Raw genomic sequence first — 15,430 nt, 5'->3', positions numbered from 1 at the left:
TTTAAGAGATGAATAGTTACTGGTATGACCGGTCAGGGTGGAAGTATAGAGATGGTCAGCATCTCTTCATCGGTTGCGTGATCCGGTCGTTGGTCCGTTGGCGTTATAACATGATGGTCGTTGCCTATAATGAGTTCGTTGCTGATCTTCAACGCATCGATGCCCAATGGTTCCGGTTCTTTGTATTCGGGCGAGTGCAGCACGGTGATGAGGTGTTCTTTCGACGGGACCAGCACGGCTTGCGGCAAGGAAGGCGTAACCTGCTGAAGGCCGCCTATGGCGGTATCTGTACAATAGGCCGTTACCATACCGGTATCTTCATCTTTTGTGTAATAGAAATGCACGAGGGAAAAACCGGTGATATATTCCACATAAGGCTGCCGGTTGATATAATTCAGTAGCTCAGATTTGTACAAGGTGCTGCCTATCTTTAAATGGGAAGAAGGATCAAACAACCATGGGCAAAGATATTTCTGGATATCCAGCTGCAGCTGTTGCAGGTGGCTGTTCTGGTTGTTTTCAGATGGATCCCTGAACATGATGCTGCATACTACCTTCACGCTTTCATACACCGGGTTGCGGATCGATAAACGTACAAAGGGAGATATATGCTGTTGCATAAAGGTTTGAATGCGGCAAAGGGTATCCAGGTCTACTTTGGGTTCCGGGCTAATAAACAGGCCGCTGTCCGATTGCCGCGGAACCACCACAATGCTTACATCTTCGTCCCTGGCGCCGGGTAGCGCAGTGATGCATTTTACAATCAGTATCTCCGGAAAAGCTTCCAGTAATACCTGCGCAATATCCAGTGCTGTAACGGGCCGTTGCTTGTGCCGTAGTCTTTCACTTACCCGTGTATAAAATTTACTTTCGGGCTCTGTTTTACGGCCCCCGAAAGAAGGAAATAACTGCCAGATCGCCTGGATGGTGCGGATATCTTTTTTTGTTTTTTTTATCGTCAGGGGTGGGAGCGTTAATACTTTTTCGAGCGAACCGCCAATTCCTTCAAACACCCGCTCCACGGTTACGGCATTAGGAAAGATACCAATCACCCTCGGCGTAATGCATTCGTGGGAAGGGGTGGAAATCCTGATCCACCAGGTACCGGGTGTATGGATAGTGTTATTGGGATTGATACCGTGTGGAACACGGATCTTTACAATACCACTCCGCGAAAGGTTATTTGTATTGTCTGATAAAAGACACATGCTTTCAAAGGGATACCATTTGTTATTTGCCAGGTAATGCCAGTTGAGCGGGGTAAGATTGGTAGTGGTGTCGGTGAAATATTTATCTTCCAGTTGAAACAACAGCGACAGCTCTTCTCCGGGTTTCAGTTCGTTAAACCCAATGTAGAGGTGACCGGCTTCGTTGAATACCGGAAGCAGGGAAAAGTCATTGGCGCCGTTGCCGGGATAAATGCCCTCATTTCCAAATACGCCCGCATGGTGTACTTCCATGGTTTCTCCAGGTATGGCTACTTTTCCCGGCTTTAATGACTCGGAATGTTCCAGTGTATAGTTGACGGCAATGGCCTTTACCACCGGCACGTAAGGAGGCGACGGCAGCGGTTTTTTCCGCATCGGGTGTTTGGCGTTGTATAAAATTACTTCCGGAAAGATGAGTGTGTACAACTGATGCCCGAATGTTTCGGAGGGGGCCGACAGCTCCAGCCTGACGGCGCCCTGCTTGTAAGCCGTGCCGCCGCGCTTTACTTCCTTATCCATTTTCATCCCATTAGGGAAACTGATTTTATTGAAATCGGCGTCTTTAATCAATGAGGTATCGGTCAGGTACAGATCGCCTTCTTTGTCGCGGCGCGTATCGAAAAGCCGGAACTGTTCCTGGTTGCCACGTTCGGGCAGAAATACGCCGTTGTTAATACTACTAAGGCCCACCTTATAAGAGTTGTTGGTCATATTCCCCGGGTAGGCGGCGAAGTAACTATCGAACCCGTTTATATTTTTGGGAAGATCCAGCCATTCCAGTTTTATGCTGAAGTCTTTCGTATACTTATTAAAAACATTGCTGTTGGAGATATCGAGAAAAGAGCCTACTGCCGGCATGGGGCCGAATATCCTGAAGGAGCTGTATGCGTTCAGTTCCCCTACGTTATTATCCAGTTTTACGGCCCGGAAGCCGGTTACTTTAGCCGTTACCGTTACCCGGTCCAGTACCAGTTGACGGAGAAAGGAGTAGGGGTGGTGGAAGCTGTTATTGTTCAGCAATACTTTCAGGAGCGGCAATGCCGATGTAATATTATCGCCATGTACATCGGGGCTGAATACGGTGAAAGCGGCTTCGCTGCTGCGTAGCAGGAAGTTGATGACAATAGCGTTATCTGCCTGCTCTGCGGCGCTGCACCGCACGTTATAATGTTTAATGGGCTCCCATCCTGTGGGAGTGGTGTAGTATAGCAGGAATGCGGCAGACATCAGTTCACTGTTAATGATAGCGGCACTTCTGCCGGTAACGGCAGAAAAATTCTGAAGGTATTTAATCAACTCCGTATAGCCGGCAGCGTTAAAATGAAGTCTTACCTGTACCGACCGCGCACCTTCTGTAAGGTATAGTGTAGGCGATCCGATCATAAAGCCGATCGAGGTATTCTCCATGGTACGTACCGATTGCGACAGGTCGTGCTGATCTTCTCCCAGCAAGGGCCAGGTCACCGGCGGGGCGGTGAGGGCGGCAAAAGCCGGTGGTGGTATTACCGGGTGAATAGCATGATAAATAGCTGCTTCGCAGATGTTATTTGTTTGCAGCGACCGCGCAGCGATCTGGAGGTAATTACTGATATACAGGGTGTGTATGGCGGTAATGGTGGTGGCATGTACCTTGAGGGGATCCCGCAGCCGGTATTGCAGGGGTTCCTTCCTGGCAGCGCTGGGCGCAAGCACTATTTCTCCTTTATCCAGCGTGAGGCTGTTCACCTGCGGGGCGGGCGTGACCAGGATATGTACTTTGTCCGGTACCGCATGCAGGGGTTCCATACCCAATATGGTGCGGTAATAATAATCCAGATGCCGTTTGGGTATTTCGTTGATCTGGTCCTGCAGGTATTTATAAAGCTCCGTAAACGCCATCAGCAGCCCCATATGCGGCGTATGTTTCCGTTCCCGGAGCTGATTCTTCAGGTAGTAGGCGGAAGCGCTGGAAGTCTGGTAAAATTTCGTCCGCAGTGTATCGTAAATTTCGTTCAGCGAAAAAAATCCGCTGAAGATGTCTTCGCTTTCGGTGATACTATTTGAAATGCCCGGGAACAGCGCCTGCAACCGCGCTGTGGTAGTGACGCCGCGGAGGGTATGATGCCTGGCTGTTTCATAAGGAAACAATTGTTTTACCTGCAATTCATACCGGTTTAACTTCATCGTTTCATCTTCCACCACCTGGATTACCTGTTGTATGTAATGCCGGATCACCTGCTGTTTATCCGAGAGGAATAATTTCTGCAGGGCATCCATGAGTTCAATGGCAATGTCGTAAAGCAGGGAGAAGAAGCCGGCGGTATGTTTAAAAAGACTGGCTTCATTTCCTGCTTTGCCCATCGCTTCCCGCAGGAAGAGATATTTTTCTTCATAGGCGGTGAACTGGAGGTTGGAACAGGTGATGAGCATAATCACCAGATCTGTCTGAAAAAATTCCTGCCAGTCGCCATCCGGCTGATCCTGGAAATTATAATAGTTAAACTGGCTGGCGAGCGCGGTCAGCTGCGCCAGCAGGTCAAAGGTACTTTTGTCGTCTACTTTTACATAGGCAGGTTGCAATGCATCCAGTTGCCGTTCCAACTGGCTGACGCCATCCTGTATATTTTCAAAGTAGTTATTCATCTCGTGCTGATGTTGGTACCTTCCAGGAAGTAGAACGGATACACCAGGTTATGCCGGGTATTGGTAGAAATCACCGTATAGTTGATCTGAACGTACACGGTGCCGCTTTCCATTGTCTGGTCAACAATCTGACAGTCCACCAGTTTGATCCGTGGTTCGTATTCCAGCAATGCATGATAGATGAGGTGGTTCAGTTCCCCGGAAAACCGGGAGTCTACTACTTCAAATACCATCTTGCGGATATTACAGCCGAAATCCGGCAGCATGATGCGTTCGCCGGGAATGGTGCTGAGAATGATGCGGATGCTTTCTTCAATATCCGCCACATCAGACACCATCAGTACCGAGGCGTTGGGTTTGTCGAAGGAAGGAGGGAAGCTCCAGCCTGTTCCTAAAAATGATTTGATATCTTTTGCCATTGTTAACCTCCTATTAATACCGTTGGACATCCTAATGCAATTACGCCGCCGTGGGCGGTGGTGTCGCCCATACGTACCGCAGGTCTTCCGCCTATGAGCACGGTGAACGATCCCATGATGGCAGAATCAGGCGGTCCCACACAGGTGCACAGGTCGCCCATTACGGAGGCGGGCATGCCGCCGATTAAAACAGTGGGCATACCCGGCCCTACTATGGGGCCACCCACATGCGGAATAGGGGGCAGTCCAGGTGTAATGAGCGGGCATACATGCATATCTGTGATCCTTGCGGCGGGTTGTCCCATAATTTATTTTTTATCGTTTTAATTAATCATTACTACGCCTCCCTGTATGATGGTGGCAGCAGAAGAAGAGAGGGTAGCAGAGGTATTACCGGTAGCGCTGAGCGTGGTGTCGGCCGACATTGACAGTGTGGCGCCGCTCATTTCCAGTGCGGTAGTGGCGGCAACATTCACTGACATGCCATTCAGTTTGAGCTGCCCCGTGGCCTGCAATGTAAGGTCGCTGGCGCTTTTTATGGTAACGCCTGCCGGTGCCATGGTAATGCTGTTACTGCTCTGGTCCTGGATCACTATTTCCTGCGATGTGTCATTCAGTGCCACGCTGTTGCCTCCCGGTGTAATCACGGTGATGATCTTGTTCTCATCATCAAAACTAATTTTGAGCTGACTCTTTGTATACAGCGCCTTGATGTAATTGTTATTATCTGCGGGAATTACCGGCGGCGTTTTCATTTTGCCATATAAGGAGCCGATGATCACCGGGTAACGCGGATCATTTTCAATAAAAGCCACTACTACTTCATCGCCTACTTCCGGGAAAAATATGGCACCTGCACTGGCGGTGGCATAGAAAGTAGACAGCCGGGCCCAGGTGCCTTGCTGACCGGTAGCGGTACTGGCCAGCATCACCTGCACGCGGTACTCTGCGGCAGGGTCCTCAGAAATGGCGACTACGGTGCCCAGCTGAAGTCCTTGTATAGCCGGCAGCTGCCCGTTTGCCGGGGAGTAGGAAAAATTTTCCCTTTCATAAATAGGTTTGCTGTTCAACCCAAACTTTGCGTTGGTATTCCAAACGCCTTCCTTGAGTGTATGTGTTACGGCCCATACGTAGGCGTTGCCGTTAAAGCGTGCGCCCACGCCGGCTAAGGTGATCAATGTGTTGGGCCATACGGTGGCGTTGCCCATGAAGGATACCTGCCCGCTGATGGATTCCAGCCGCATACGGAGCAGGGTGCTGTTGGCCCATGATTGCAAAGTTTCCTGTGCCAGCGGCGAATTGGATACCAGCTGCAGCGGCGTTTGATGCAGCGCGGAAGCCAGTGTGGTGGCTTCCAGGTTACCTTGCGCATTCAGTCCCGGTTCCGTGGCGGTAGCGGTAATCATGGCCAATGTTTGCGGGTCCCATGCGGCAGCGGTGAGAGAAGGTACCTGTTTCTCGGCGCTTACAGAAGCGTTGAAGCTGATCAGCGATTCACCGAAAGCTACAGATACCACCGGCTCTCCGCTTACTACCGGAGGGGCGGCCACTATTTTGGGACCTACCAGTGATACCACGAAGCCGTTAAACTCCGCACGTGATAACAGGAAATCCCAATCGGTACAAAATTTCTGAAACACCAGTTCGTTGAGCGCGCTGGTACTTTGTATATCTCCACTCAAACCGTTATTACTAACAGTCGTGGACATGATGTCGCTATCTGTTTGATTGATGAACACTGCATCTTTTTTGGTGATGGTCATCTGCACGGCGCTGTGCTTACAGGTGACGATCAGGTGGAAACCCTGGTCGGTGGCCTGTATGGACTGCTTCACCACCACGCCGGTGAAAATCAGTTCTTCACCGGTATTACCATATCCGGCAGTAATGGTGATGGTGTTCCCGGGCAAAAAGCTGTCGCTGTCACTGGCGGGGAAATCGCCGATCACACCTGTAGATGCTTTCGCTGTAGTGCCATCAGACAACATGATTTCTGCATAGGAGATCCGGTTCAGTTCATGATGTATTGTTACAGATATGACAGGGTACGTGTATTGCACAGCGGTGCCGTTTGCCGTGATGGTATATTGCAGGGTAGGATCTGCTATATTGATAGGTACAACTGCTGCCATGGGAATTTATTTCTTTAGCGGAGGGAAATAGAGTCCGTCGCCGGGTTTAATATCATGGATACTATTCAAACCATTTACCCTGGCCACTTCCATATAATAACCGGGTTCACCGTAAATACGATAGGTCATTAACGGCAGGGTATCGCCGGCCAGTACGGTCCGCATATGTGTAAGGTCCGGGGATGACACACCGGATTCTTTTATTTTCGTTGCAAAGGCTACCGACTCTATTACAGTGAGTTTGATCACTGCACGCAAAGCCACGCCGGTAGTGCTGAACAGGCTGTACTTAATGTTGATGTTCTTACATACGCCTGTAAAGTTGGTATTTCCCCAGGTGATGCGCAGGTAGTTGGGACGGTGGTCTGTTCCCTGGTAGTTATACGCGATGTTCATCACTTTTTCGATATAGGCGTCTACTGTTAATCCGCCGGGAATAGGGATTACGCCGGTTCCATCCACCAGCAGTTCGAGGTCGAAGTTACCCGACTCCATGCTGCTGAAAATTTGTGTAGGCGCTACTGCGCCCTGCTCATCTGTGTTTTTATAATTGATGGTATAGTTGAGCGTATAATTGTCCGGGTTGATTACGGCGGATACGCTGTCGATCAATTCCGTAGCTTCCGGATCTGCATAGCCTGCCAGTAACAATTTCGTGGGTCCTCCTGTAGGGTTCATCTTGCGGGTAAGTTCTCTATGGTAGTAATTAATTTATCCATGCATTCCCTTACTATCTTATCTTTCAGGGCTTGCAGGTCTTTAACGCCGGTATGGCCTGTTGCCTGCGGGGGATGTTCTTCTATGGTGACTTTGATCACCAGTTCTCTTATTTCCAAAGGCATAACTAACTGATTTGTTGAAAATAGTCATAGCATAGTTCCAGTGTTTCCAGGGCAATAACGCTTTCCTGCGCTTTGAATTCTGATACTTTCAATGCTACGGGATAGGCATTTACAAATTGCCATGAGGCTACCAGTCCGCGGTTTGCATTCATCAGGCTTACTACTACCGCCACGGGCGAGAAGGTAAAAAGATTGATACTGTTCTGCGCCCAGCGTATCAGCGGAGAGCCGGTGAGCATGCCTCTTTTGAGCACCAGGTTGCCATATTTGGGCGCCTGCGGAAGGCGATGGATAAACCTGTTTTCTCCCCCTTCTTTTACTTCCAATGGCGTAATGGTGGCGGTTAGTCCGCTTACTTCCTGGAAGCTGCCTTCATTGCTGCCGGTGATTCCCGGCACCATTACCCTGAAATAAAATCCCACCGGTGGATAAAAAGGCGTTTGGGCCGACGAGGGCGGTGGTGGTGGAATAGGCATGACAATTTATTTGAAGCCGTGAATAAGCGGAGTAACGGATAACGAAGTCATTCCTGCGGCTTCGCTACCCGTTGTCCGTTTTTATTTGGTTAAATGCAGTCCTTCATGCGCTACTTCCATGGTTTCCACTGCCACTTCATTGGCATCGGATTTCATATCGGTAACCGTCATTTTACAGGGAAACGCATTGGTCAGTGTCCAGTTCATCGCGGTTTGACCGGTTTCATCCAGTAAACTGATTACAATGGTGGAACGCTTGATGGTATTCATTTTGATGAGATCATAATTATCCCACAGGGTAGTATCTCCTTTGAAGATACCTTTCTTCAGGGTGATATTATTGAACTTGGCGATCCCCGGCATTTTTACTACCGAGTATACAGGATTACTGCCGCCGCGGTATTCTATTACCTGTGTTTCGGAAGTAAGCCCGGTTACTTCCTGGAATATGATCTCTTTGCCATCCCACATGACTTTGAAAGAAAACTTTACCATAGGCCAGGTGGCCTGTGATTGGGTGGAGCCGTCATCTGCCATAATTGCAAGTTTTAAAAGTTATTGAATAGATTTTTTAGTTGTGGATTAAGATTCCTGCATTTGCTGCTGGAAGGTGATGATGATAAATTCAGCAGGACGTGTAAGCGCTACTTTTACGGTGATCAGCATCCTGCCTTCCAGGATGTCCTGGGGTGTCATAGTAGCACCAAGACCTACCTGTACATCAAAAGCCTGCTCCGGTGCGGCGCCGGCCAGTGCGCCCTGTTTCCAGAGGTTTTGCAGGAAGTTGTTGATCATGCTTTTTACCGTGATCCAGGTAGTGGCATCATTGGATTCAAACACATAAGCGCGGGTAGCCAGTTTTACAGATTGCTCAATCATGATGAGCGTGCGCCGCACGTTGATATAACGCCAGTCGAGACTATTGCCATCCAATGTTCTGGCGCCCCATACCAGGGTACCTACGCCTGTAAATGGCCTGATCACATTGATAGACTTTCCTGCCATGATATCCACGTTGAGATTTTTTTGTTCCTCACCGGAGATGTTAACCGTGGGGGCGGTTACCATGCTCACAGATACATTGGCAGGGGCTTTCCACACGCCGCGTGAATTATCTATCAGGGTATAGATGCCCGCTAATGCTCCACTTGGTGGCAGTTCATTCATCTGCGCACGCACTTCCTCGAGGATATGCACGTAGGTAGGACTGGCAGCCTTCAGCGACTGATGGAAATTCTTTTTGGTATTTTTATCAGGTGTGGCGTTGGTTTTAAATTTGGTGATGATCTGCGCAGCCGCTGGTTCGGGTAATAATTTTTCCAGGTCTACGCTGGCATCCAGGTTTTCAAAGTCCACTTCATCCGGCTGCACAATAGTAGTTTTCAGCCAGGGATGATAAGCAGCGCCGTAGTTGAGCGAGTTAACGCCGATCTGTTCCCGGAATACGCCCACCACATCTTCCAGTACGTCCGATGGTTTTTGTTTTACCAGGTCGAAGATACCGAAGCGGCTTTGCATGTTGGCGCAATGCTGTAATACCTGTGAGTACACCGTAGTATAGGCATCTGCTCCCAGTGCAATGATGTCGGGCATTACAATCAGCGTGGGTTCAGCTTCTTTTTCCAGCAGGGTAAATACATTGGGCTTGGTGTCCGAGCCAATGAAATCATCTGCTGCAATGATAACGCCATCTGCTCCGCTGCCATAGGTGCCAACCGACAGGATGTAGCAGAGGCTTCCGCCATTGCCGAAGAAAAGCCGCATACTGTTGTAGAAGTAGGCCGTGTTATTGTCTTTAATCTGGACCACGGTCGGCTTCCCGTTGATGTTAAAGGTTTCCTGCTTCACCTTGGGATCTGCGTCCGCCAGCGTGAATTTAGGTTTGAACTCACTGCCGAAGTATTCCAGGTACTCTGCGAAAGACGTGATCCTGGTGGGCTTGTGGATAAGGGATTTACCATTCCTTTCTGCTTTCTGCGTATAGCCTATGAACACAGGCACTGCAGTTTCCACAGCGGTAATGGAACTGGGGAACGCATTTTTCTCCTCAATATAAACCCCAGGGGTCATGAAGGTTGATGCCATATTAGGTGATTTTTTGTTTAGTATAAAAATATTTCCGAGTACGTTTTTCCATTGGTATACCACGATCTTCCTGCAGCAGATATCCTGTTGACTTCCGGCGACGGGAGCGGGGAGATGATGATTTTGTGTTTGTTGTCTTCCTCCGATAGCCGGTTTGCCAGTTTTAGTATGTCAGGAGTCCTATCCGAAAGTGGGATAGGGTCATTTGATACCAGTACCGGTACGTTATTCCGCTCAGGCAGCGCTGCCAGCAATGGCTCGCTGAAACAGGAAGTTCCGCTGTTGTTGAGGATTACCGGGTGTGGCAGCGCTGCCAGCTGTTCACTCATCAGGTAGTAGCACCAGTAGGTGCTCCGGGCCTGAAACCTGATCTCATAGTTATCCTGTAGGGAGTCATTCAGCACCAATGTCAGCAATCCGAACGGTTTTGTAAAAAAGGGTTCCGTCAACGTATCTGTTCCGTACAGGTCTGCTGCATCAGCATATGGATGCCGGTGTAAAACGCCTGGTGCATTAGCGGCATCATTGCCAAACATAAAGCATTGGGTAGTAATGCTGCCGGCATCAATAGCAGTATAGTTATAAAACAGCGGATCTTTCAGGATTACTTCAAAGGTTAGCATGGTATTGTCTTGCAGTAAGTCGCTCCTGGTGCGCTTTCCAGCGCCCAGTGTGTTGTATAGCAACAAGAACCCGGATGCCTGTTGTTTAAGCATCAGATCTGCATTCAGTAACTGTTTTCCGGTAGCGGCAGACATGCGGATGCCTATGCCTTCGTAGGATAGCGCCTGGAAAAAATCATGACGATAGCGGATAGTAGTCAGTATTTCATATTGCTGTTTCATTCAAGTTTTTAAAACTAGCTAAGGATAACATTTATCTCGCCGGTAACATTTCTCCGGCAGTGCCCGCAACGGCTGGCCTGTATTCTTTGATGATGGAATCGTCGAACGTAAGCATGCGCACCTTGTACAAAACGGATGGCATGTACTTGGCGCCCAGCGTAGCCCACATGTTGTTTAGCCTGTCGGCTCCGGGACTTTCCAGTTCAAAGGCAAGCTTGCTGATGCCGGCATCTAACGCAGGTGTATTCTGTGCGGTAAAGGTATTTTTCGACTGAAAAAAGGCGACGGTGTAGGAAAGAAATCTTAAAGCCTGCGCGTAGTTATTGCTGCTGAAGTAAGCAGAAAATAATACATAGAGGTTCACGGATACCGCTGCTGCCGAGGTATTGTACATGCCGGCGCCGGTATTTGAAACGGATGTTCTTGCTGTCTCTTTTTCAACATTGACAAGCGTTACAAGCATTTTGTTTTCGCCCTGTATCGCTACGGAACCATCCTGGTTTACAATACCGGAAAGTATCACTTTATCTTCGTTGATCTGTAATTTTCGCTTCAGGTTATTGTTAATATCTTCTGTAACACAGCTAAGGGCCTCATAGATCATTGGAATGGTATTTAATTCTTATCGCGAGATGTATACTGTCCTGTAAATTGTCCGGGCTGAAAAAGGTGTTCGTTATTTTGAGAAATGAAATTGAGTTTTCATGTTGATGTCGCAATATAAATTCAAAAAAGCGATTTATTTATTTTTATTTGAAAAAATATTTTTCTATCTTTTATTATCTTAAGCATCCTGATGAATCCCGCTCAAAAAATAACCGCCCTCATAATTGCATTCCTCGTTTTTTTTCATTGCAATAGCACCGCATACGGCAACAGCAGGAGTGTGCGCCATTATTTCCAGGAGTCGCCAGTTAAATTACCAAAGCCGCCAAAGCCGCCACCAGCGCCTAAATTGCCGAAGCCGCCAAAGCTGCCATCGGATACTGCCGCCAACACTAAGCTCATACAACGGATTTTAAAAGCCTTTCGTTTTCGATATAATGCTCACGCGCGCGAGCGCGCCCGCGTTTTATATGTTATCAACCAAACGTTAACAGATTCACTGGTAGTTAGTAAGGATGACATACGGAAATTAAACGAGGCATTAACCAAAACAGAAAACCAGCAATTTGATTCGCTGATGTCACTGCTCAATGCCATTGCATTAAGTCATGCTTCGCAGGCTGCAAATCCGCCGGCTGATACCAGCAGTAAAAAACCGGTGCAGGAACCCGATAGTGCGGTGCCCGGAACTGATCTTGATGCCCTGGTGGATAAGATGATGCCCATCCTGCAGAAGAAGAGTGAGGAACAGGAAACAGAAAATACCAAAGCCGCTCATCTTACCGCTATCCGCTCATTGTACGGACGGCCCCCCGACCAGGTAGATACATTGCGGCTGAGCGATAGTGTGGGCGCGCGTTACCTGCTCCGGCTTTCACAAAAAGTAAATGTAATGGGTATCCAGCCATACTGGATGGAGCAGGGATATACGACGTACAATTTTAATGCGCTGAGTACTTACAGTTTCCTCGGATACCTGGTTGATGGCCAGACTGGCCGTATCCAGCCAGCCTTTCAGCAGGATGAAGTGAAGTCTGTGGGCGATGCGCTGTCGGCAGGATGCAACCTGCAGTTTCTTTTTCTTGATAAAAAAAGCAGTAACATACTCGCCCTTCTCAAAAATAAAAATGCACAGGCAACGTTTTCGGATAGCCTTGCCCGTTTGTTGGTGCAGCAAAAAGCAGATGGGGTTACTATCTATTTTCAGGCACTGCCCGGTAATCAACGTGCCGCTTTCAGCAGCTTTATCATTGGGCTTTCCGGTGCGTTGAAAAATGTAAATAAGAACTTTAAAATTAATGTAGTTGTACCTCCGTACGACCCTTCCTATAACTACGATCTGCGTGCACTCCACAGTTATGTCGATTACTTTATCATTGATTTTACACAGGCGGGCGGCGAAACGGCAGGACCGCTTGCACCACTGGATGGCAATGCGTCAAAGTCTTTGACAGGCGCTGTTTCACGTTACCTGCAAGGCGATATTCCGCCTGCACAACTTTCCTTGTTATTGCCTTACTACGGCGCCGTATGGAAAAAAGGAAGAGATGGCAACCCGGATGTTTTCAGTCGCTACGTTAGCTACAGCGATATCCGCAAGCAGTACCCTTCGGATACTGTCGCCATCTTCGATGAAACCACCGCTACTTTTTTTATAGAAGTAAAAGATCAGTATGGCGTAGTAAAGGAGGAGATCTGGTTTGATGATGGCATCAGCATGTCGATGAAGTATGACTTTGTAATGAAGAATGAGCTAGGTGGCATCGCAATATGGACATTGGGCGCCGATAACGGCACCACAGACCTGTGGGATGCATTGGTAGATAAATTTGTGGTAACAGACACGCTTGTTCTTGATACGGTATCGCTGTATCCCCCCATCCCGCAGCATCTCACGTTCTGGCAGCGCATAAAAAGAGAATTGAGCATATACGCTATACTGTTCAAAGATCCATGCAGCGTGGATGCCTCGCAGTATGAAGGGGATGTTTACTTTATTTATTTCACCATCGGTTTTTTTATTTTAGTGCTGATGGCGGGTGCTGTGTACTTTTATTTTGTAAAAACACAAGGGGACGACTGGAAGTGGCGAAAGAAATTATTGATACTATTGATTGTACTCATCCTGCTTACGGTGGTCAGTGGCTTTATGGCGCTTTTTCTAAATAAGGAAATACCGTTTGTAGGGATCAGCAGCATACCAGGTCAGTGTCACAGTGTGCCGCTAATGAGTGTGCTGGCCATACTGGGTATTGGTTTTGTGCTGGGATTATTGATCATGCACTTCTTCCTGCAACCATTTTTTAAAGATGATGATGTGCCGTAGAGCGTAGGTTGTCTTTCTCAGGATTACGCTGATTTTACTGATTACCTGGATTTTTACTTTTTGGATTTTATAAAGGATTAAGGGAGATAGAAGCGGATATCGCTCTTATCTCCCTTAATTATTATTTTTAAGAAAATCTAAAAATCTAAAAAAATCCAAATGTAAAAATCCAGGTAATCAGTAAAATCAGCGTAATCCTGAGAAAGACAACCTACGCGTTTACTTCTTATTCCACCACACTGGCTGGCTGATATACGTCGGGCTGCTGGCAGTAGGGTCTGCATTCAGTACCTGTGTGCTGTTGTAATTGATTTCATAGCTGGGTACCGCAAAGCGGCGTGGCCAATCGGTTTGGGCCGGGTAATAGAGCGTGTTAACATGCGCCGGACGTTTAAATCCTTTATAAACGCCGGTTGTTTCGTTATAGTTTCCGGCGGCGTCGGTGCAGTAATTTAACCGGCGGAGGTCTGCCCAGTTTTCGGGGGAGTAAGACAACGCAATGTATTTCTGGATCATGATATTGCTGAGTGTGAGCAATGCCGGCAGCTGCACTACGGAGCTGCTGTTGAGGAATGCGTCGATGGTTCCGGCGGGAATATCCAGCAGTTCCATATGCGCACGGATGCCGGCTTTGTAGGCTGTTAATGCCTCTGTATTTTTAGCCTGCTTAATAAGAATTTCCGCTTCAATAAAACGCAGTTCCGCATTGGTAAACAATAATCCTTTAGCGCCTCTTTTTGTGTACCAGGTACCGGTGGATTGTATACGGTCGGTAGCCGTTGGGGCATACGGTGTTTTACGCAGGATCACATAAATGGAATCCTTGTTAGAGAACGTATTATTAGTCGTACTGTAGGTGTATGACAATGGACCCGTATTGGTAATACCGGAAGTCATGTCTACGCCCTGTGTGCGGTGCAGTACGCCGTTCCGGTCGGCCATGCTTGGAATGAGCAGGTCTACTCTTGGATCTTCCATATTATTGATGCCTGTAGGAGCGCCGGTGTAGTTATTGGTGAGGTAGTCCATGTACAGTTTGGTGATCCTGGCGGTGGTAGCTGTATTCGTGTACTGTAATGCTTCTTTGGCAGAAGAGGTGACGGTTGGACCTTCATCTACATATTGCATCACGGCGCTTTGGTCTTTCGACTGTGCGCCTTTTGAAGTGGCATCCAGTACGGCCTGTGGGTTGAAGCCAGGCAATGCGGAGGTGTGGTTCAACCAGCGTGCTTTTAAGCCGTAGGCCAGGCGGATCCATTTGTCGGTGCTGCCGTTGTTGAGGATATCTCCTTTGGCCAGCGGAGGCGCAGTAGGTCCCTGTGTTTTCTGAAGGTCCGCAATGGCTTCATCCAGCAGTGCCAGCACTTTTTCCTGAACGTAGGATGCCTGGTCAAATTTCGGCGTGATAGTGGTGGGATCGTCGAACTGGTCATATGGCAGCATGCCGTATACATCTGCGAGGGTGCCAAAGCCCCATGCTTTCATGATTTTGGCGGCGCCGATATAATGATACGCCTGTACTTTTTCTGCGGCGGTGATGAGTGGCGCCACGTTTACGGCGGTATTTACATACCAGCATTGCCACGGCCATTGTATGTTGGTGCTGTTAGATACCCAGGCAGTAAGATTGTAGTTACTTCCGCCGCTGACGTATACGGAAGCGAGTTGTTGTGAAAGATAGGCTGCCCGGGTGCCGGTGCTTTCATATGCATCGCAGAACTGGGCGATGAGTGGCGGCAGCCGTTGTTCGGCGGTGGGTACAGATGAATTGGCGCTATTGGGATTGTCGTTGATGTCCACCCATTTCTTACAGGAGGCAAGTGCAAACGACAGGCTGATGATAAAGAGTATTTTTTTCATTTTCCGCAC

At 48.3% G+C, this 15,430-nt stretch carries 13 protein-coding genes; 1 reads left to right on the top strand and 12 read right to left on the bottom strand.

Features of this window, described 5'->3' with window-relative positions:
* Positions 1-32 precede the first annotated feature (32 nt).
* The 11 genes from QFZ48_RS28880 to QFZ48_RS28830 all read right to left on the bottom strand — a co-directional run bounded on the left by QFZ48_RS28880 (position 33) and on the right by QFZ48_RS28830 (position 11,233).
* A complete protein-coding gene (locus tag QFZ48_RS28880; protein WP_429064922.1) occupies positions 33-3,830 on the bottom strand; it encodes a hypothetical protein in 3,798 nt (1,265 codons plus the stop codon).
* Positions 3,827-4,249 carry a GPW/gp25 family protein gene (locus QFZ48_RS28875; protein WP_370910128.1) on the bottom strand — a complete coding sequence of 141 codons (423 nt, stop codon included), beginning with the start codon at positions 4,247-4,249 and terminating at the stop codon, positions 3,827-3,829. Before QFZ48_RS28875 ends, QFZ48_RS28880 begins: the two co-directional genes overlap by 4 nt.
* A gap of 2 nt (positions 4,250-4,251) precedes the next feature.
* Positions 4,252-4,554, bottom strand: coding sequence for a PAAR domain-containing protein (locus QFZ48_RS28870; RefSeq protein WP_370910129.1), 303 nt, complete (start codon positions 4,552-4,554; stop codon positions 4,252-4,254).
* A gap of 18 nt (positions 4,555-4,572) precedes the next feature.
* A complete protein-coding gene (gene vgrG, locus QFZ48_RS28865) occupies positions 4,573-6,381 on the bottom strand; it encodes a type VI secretion system tip protein VgrG (RefSeq protein WP_429047402.1) in 1,809 nt (602 codons plus the stop codon).
* A gap of 6 nt (positions 6,382-6,387) precedes the next feature.
* Positions 6,388-7,059 (bottom strand): CIS tube protein, encoded by a 672-nt coding sequence (locus QFZ48_RS28860; protein WP_429064921.1) that lies wholly within the window; start codon positions 7,057-7,059, stop codon positions 6,388-6,390.
* Positions 7,056-7,223, bottom strand: a complete 168-nt coding sequence (locus QFZ48_RS28855) for a DUF5908 family protein (RefSeq protein ID WP_370910132.1) — start codon at positions 7,221-7,223, stop codon at positions 7,056-7,058. Before QFZ48_RS28855 ends, QFZ48_RS28860 begins: the two co-directional genes overlap by 4 nt.
* 2 nt (positions 7,224-7,225) lie before the next feature.
* Complete coding sequence (locus QFZ48_RS28850) at positions 7,226-7,699, bottom strand: phage tail protein (RefSeq protein WP_429047405.1); 474 nt, start codon at positions 7,697-7,699, stop codon at positions 7,226-7,228.
* Between the two features lie 81 nt (positions 7,700-7,780).
* Positions 7,781-8,236 (bottom strand): phage tail protein, encoded by a 456-nt coding sequence (locus QFZ48_RS28845; protein ID WP_079467630.1) that lies wholly within the window; start codon positions 8,234-8,236, stop codon positions 7,781-7,783.
* Between the two features lie 45 nt (positions 8,237-8,281).
* A complete protein-coding gene (locus QFZ48_RS28840; RefSeq protein ID WP_429064919.1) occupies positions 8,282-9,784 on the bottom strand; it encodes a phage tail sheath family protein in 1,503 nt (500 codons plus the stop codon).
* 17 nt (positions 9,785-9,801) lie between these two features.
* Complete coding sequence (locus tag QFZ48_RS28835) at positions 9,802-10,629, bottom strand: hypothetical protein (RefSeq protein WP_429064917.1); 828 nt, start codon at positions 10,627-10,629, stop codon at positions 9,802-9,804.
* A gap of 31 nt (positions 10,630-10,660) precedes the next feature.
* Entirely contained in the window at positions 10,661-11,233 is a 573-nt protein-coding gene (locus QFZ48_RS28830) for a DUF4255 domain-containing protein (RefSeq protein ID WP_079467627.1), read from the bottom strand.
* A gap of 579 nt (positions 11,234-11,812) precedes the next feature.
* Between QFZ48_RS28830 and QFZ48_RS28825 the strand changes: the two genes are divergently transcribed.
* A complete protein-coding gene (locus QFZ48_RS28825; RefSeq protein WP_429064915.1) occupies positions 11,813-13,561 on the top strand; it encodes a glycosyl hydrolase family 18 protein in 1,749 nt (582 codons plus the stop codon).
* 219 nt (positions 13,562-13,780) lie between these two features.
* Here the strand turns inward: QFZ48_RS28825 and QFZ48_RS28820 are convergent, their stop codons facing one another.
* Complete coding sequence (locus QFZ48_RS28820; protein ID WP_429064914.1) at positions 13,781-15,421, bottom strand: SusD/RagB family nutrient-binding outer membrane lipoprotein; 1,641 nt, start codon at positions 15,419-15,421, stop codon at positions 13,781-13,783.
* Positions 15,422-15,430 lie beyond the last annotated feature (9 nt).

The organism is Chitinophaga sp. W2I13, from assembly GCF_050434005.1.
In the GTDB taxonomy this organism is placed as follows: domain Bacteria; phylum Bacteroidota; class Bacteroidia; order Chitinophagales; family Chitinophagaceae; genus Chitinophaga.
Note: the sequence above shows the minus strand (reverse complement) of the source record. Positions and strands in the feature narration are given on the sequence as shown.

Bases quoted from the DNA above. Each gene is read 5' to 3' on its own strand.
- QFZ48_RS28880 (WP_429064922.1), bottom strand. From the start codon at position 3,830: ATGAATAACTACTTTGAAAATATACAGGATGGCGTCAGCCAGTTGGAA.
- QFZ48_RS28875 (WP_370910128.1), bottom strand. From the start codon at position 4,249: ATGGCAAAAGATATCAAATCATTTTTAGGAACAGGCTGGAGCTTCCCT.
- QFZ48_RS28870 (WP_370910129.1), bottom strand. From the start codon at position 4,554: ATGGGACAACCCGCCGCAAGGATCACAGATATGCATGTATGCCCGCTC.
- vgrG (WP_429047402.1), bottom strand. From the start codon at position 6,381: ATGGCAGCAGTTGTACCTATCAATATAGCAGATCCTACCCTGCAATAT.
- QFZ48_RS28860 (WP_429064921.1), bottom strand. From the start codon at position 7,059: ATGAACCCTACAGGAGGACCCACGAAATTGTTACTGGCAGGCTATGCA.
- QFZ48_RS28855 (WP_370910132.1), bottom strand. From the start codon at position 7,223: ATGCCTTTGGAAATAAGAGAACTGGTGATCAAAGTCACCATAGAAGAA.
- QFZ48_RS28850 (WP_429047405.1), bottom strand. From the start codon at position 7,699: ATGCCTATTCCACCACCACCGCCCTCGTCGGCCCAAACGCCTTTTTAT.
- QFZ48_RS28845 (WP_079467630.1), bottom strand. From the start codon at position 8,236: ATGGCAGATGACGGCTCCACCCAATCACAGGCCACCTGGCCTATGGTA.
- QFZ48_RS28840 (WP_429064919.1), bottom strand. From the start codon at position 9,784: ATGGCATCAACCTTCATGACCCCTGGGGTTTATATTGAGGAGAAAAAT.
- QFZ48_RS28835 (WP_429064917.1), bottom strand. From the start codon at position 10,629: ATGAAACAGCAATATGAAATACTGACTACTATCCGCTATCGTCATGAT.
- QFZ48_RS28830 (WP_079467627.1), bottom strand. From the start codon at position 11,233: ATGATCTATGAGGCCCTTAGCTGTGTTACAGAAGATATTAACAATAAC.
- QFZ48_RS28825 (WP_429064915.1), top strand. From the start codon at position 11,813: ATGTCACTGCTCAATGCCATTGCATTAAGTCATGCTTCGCAGGCTGCA.
- QFZ48_RS28820 (WP_429064914.1), bottom strand. From the start codon at position 15,421: ATGAAAAAAATACTCTTTATCATCAGCCTGTCGTTTGCACTTGCCTCC.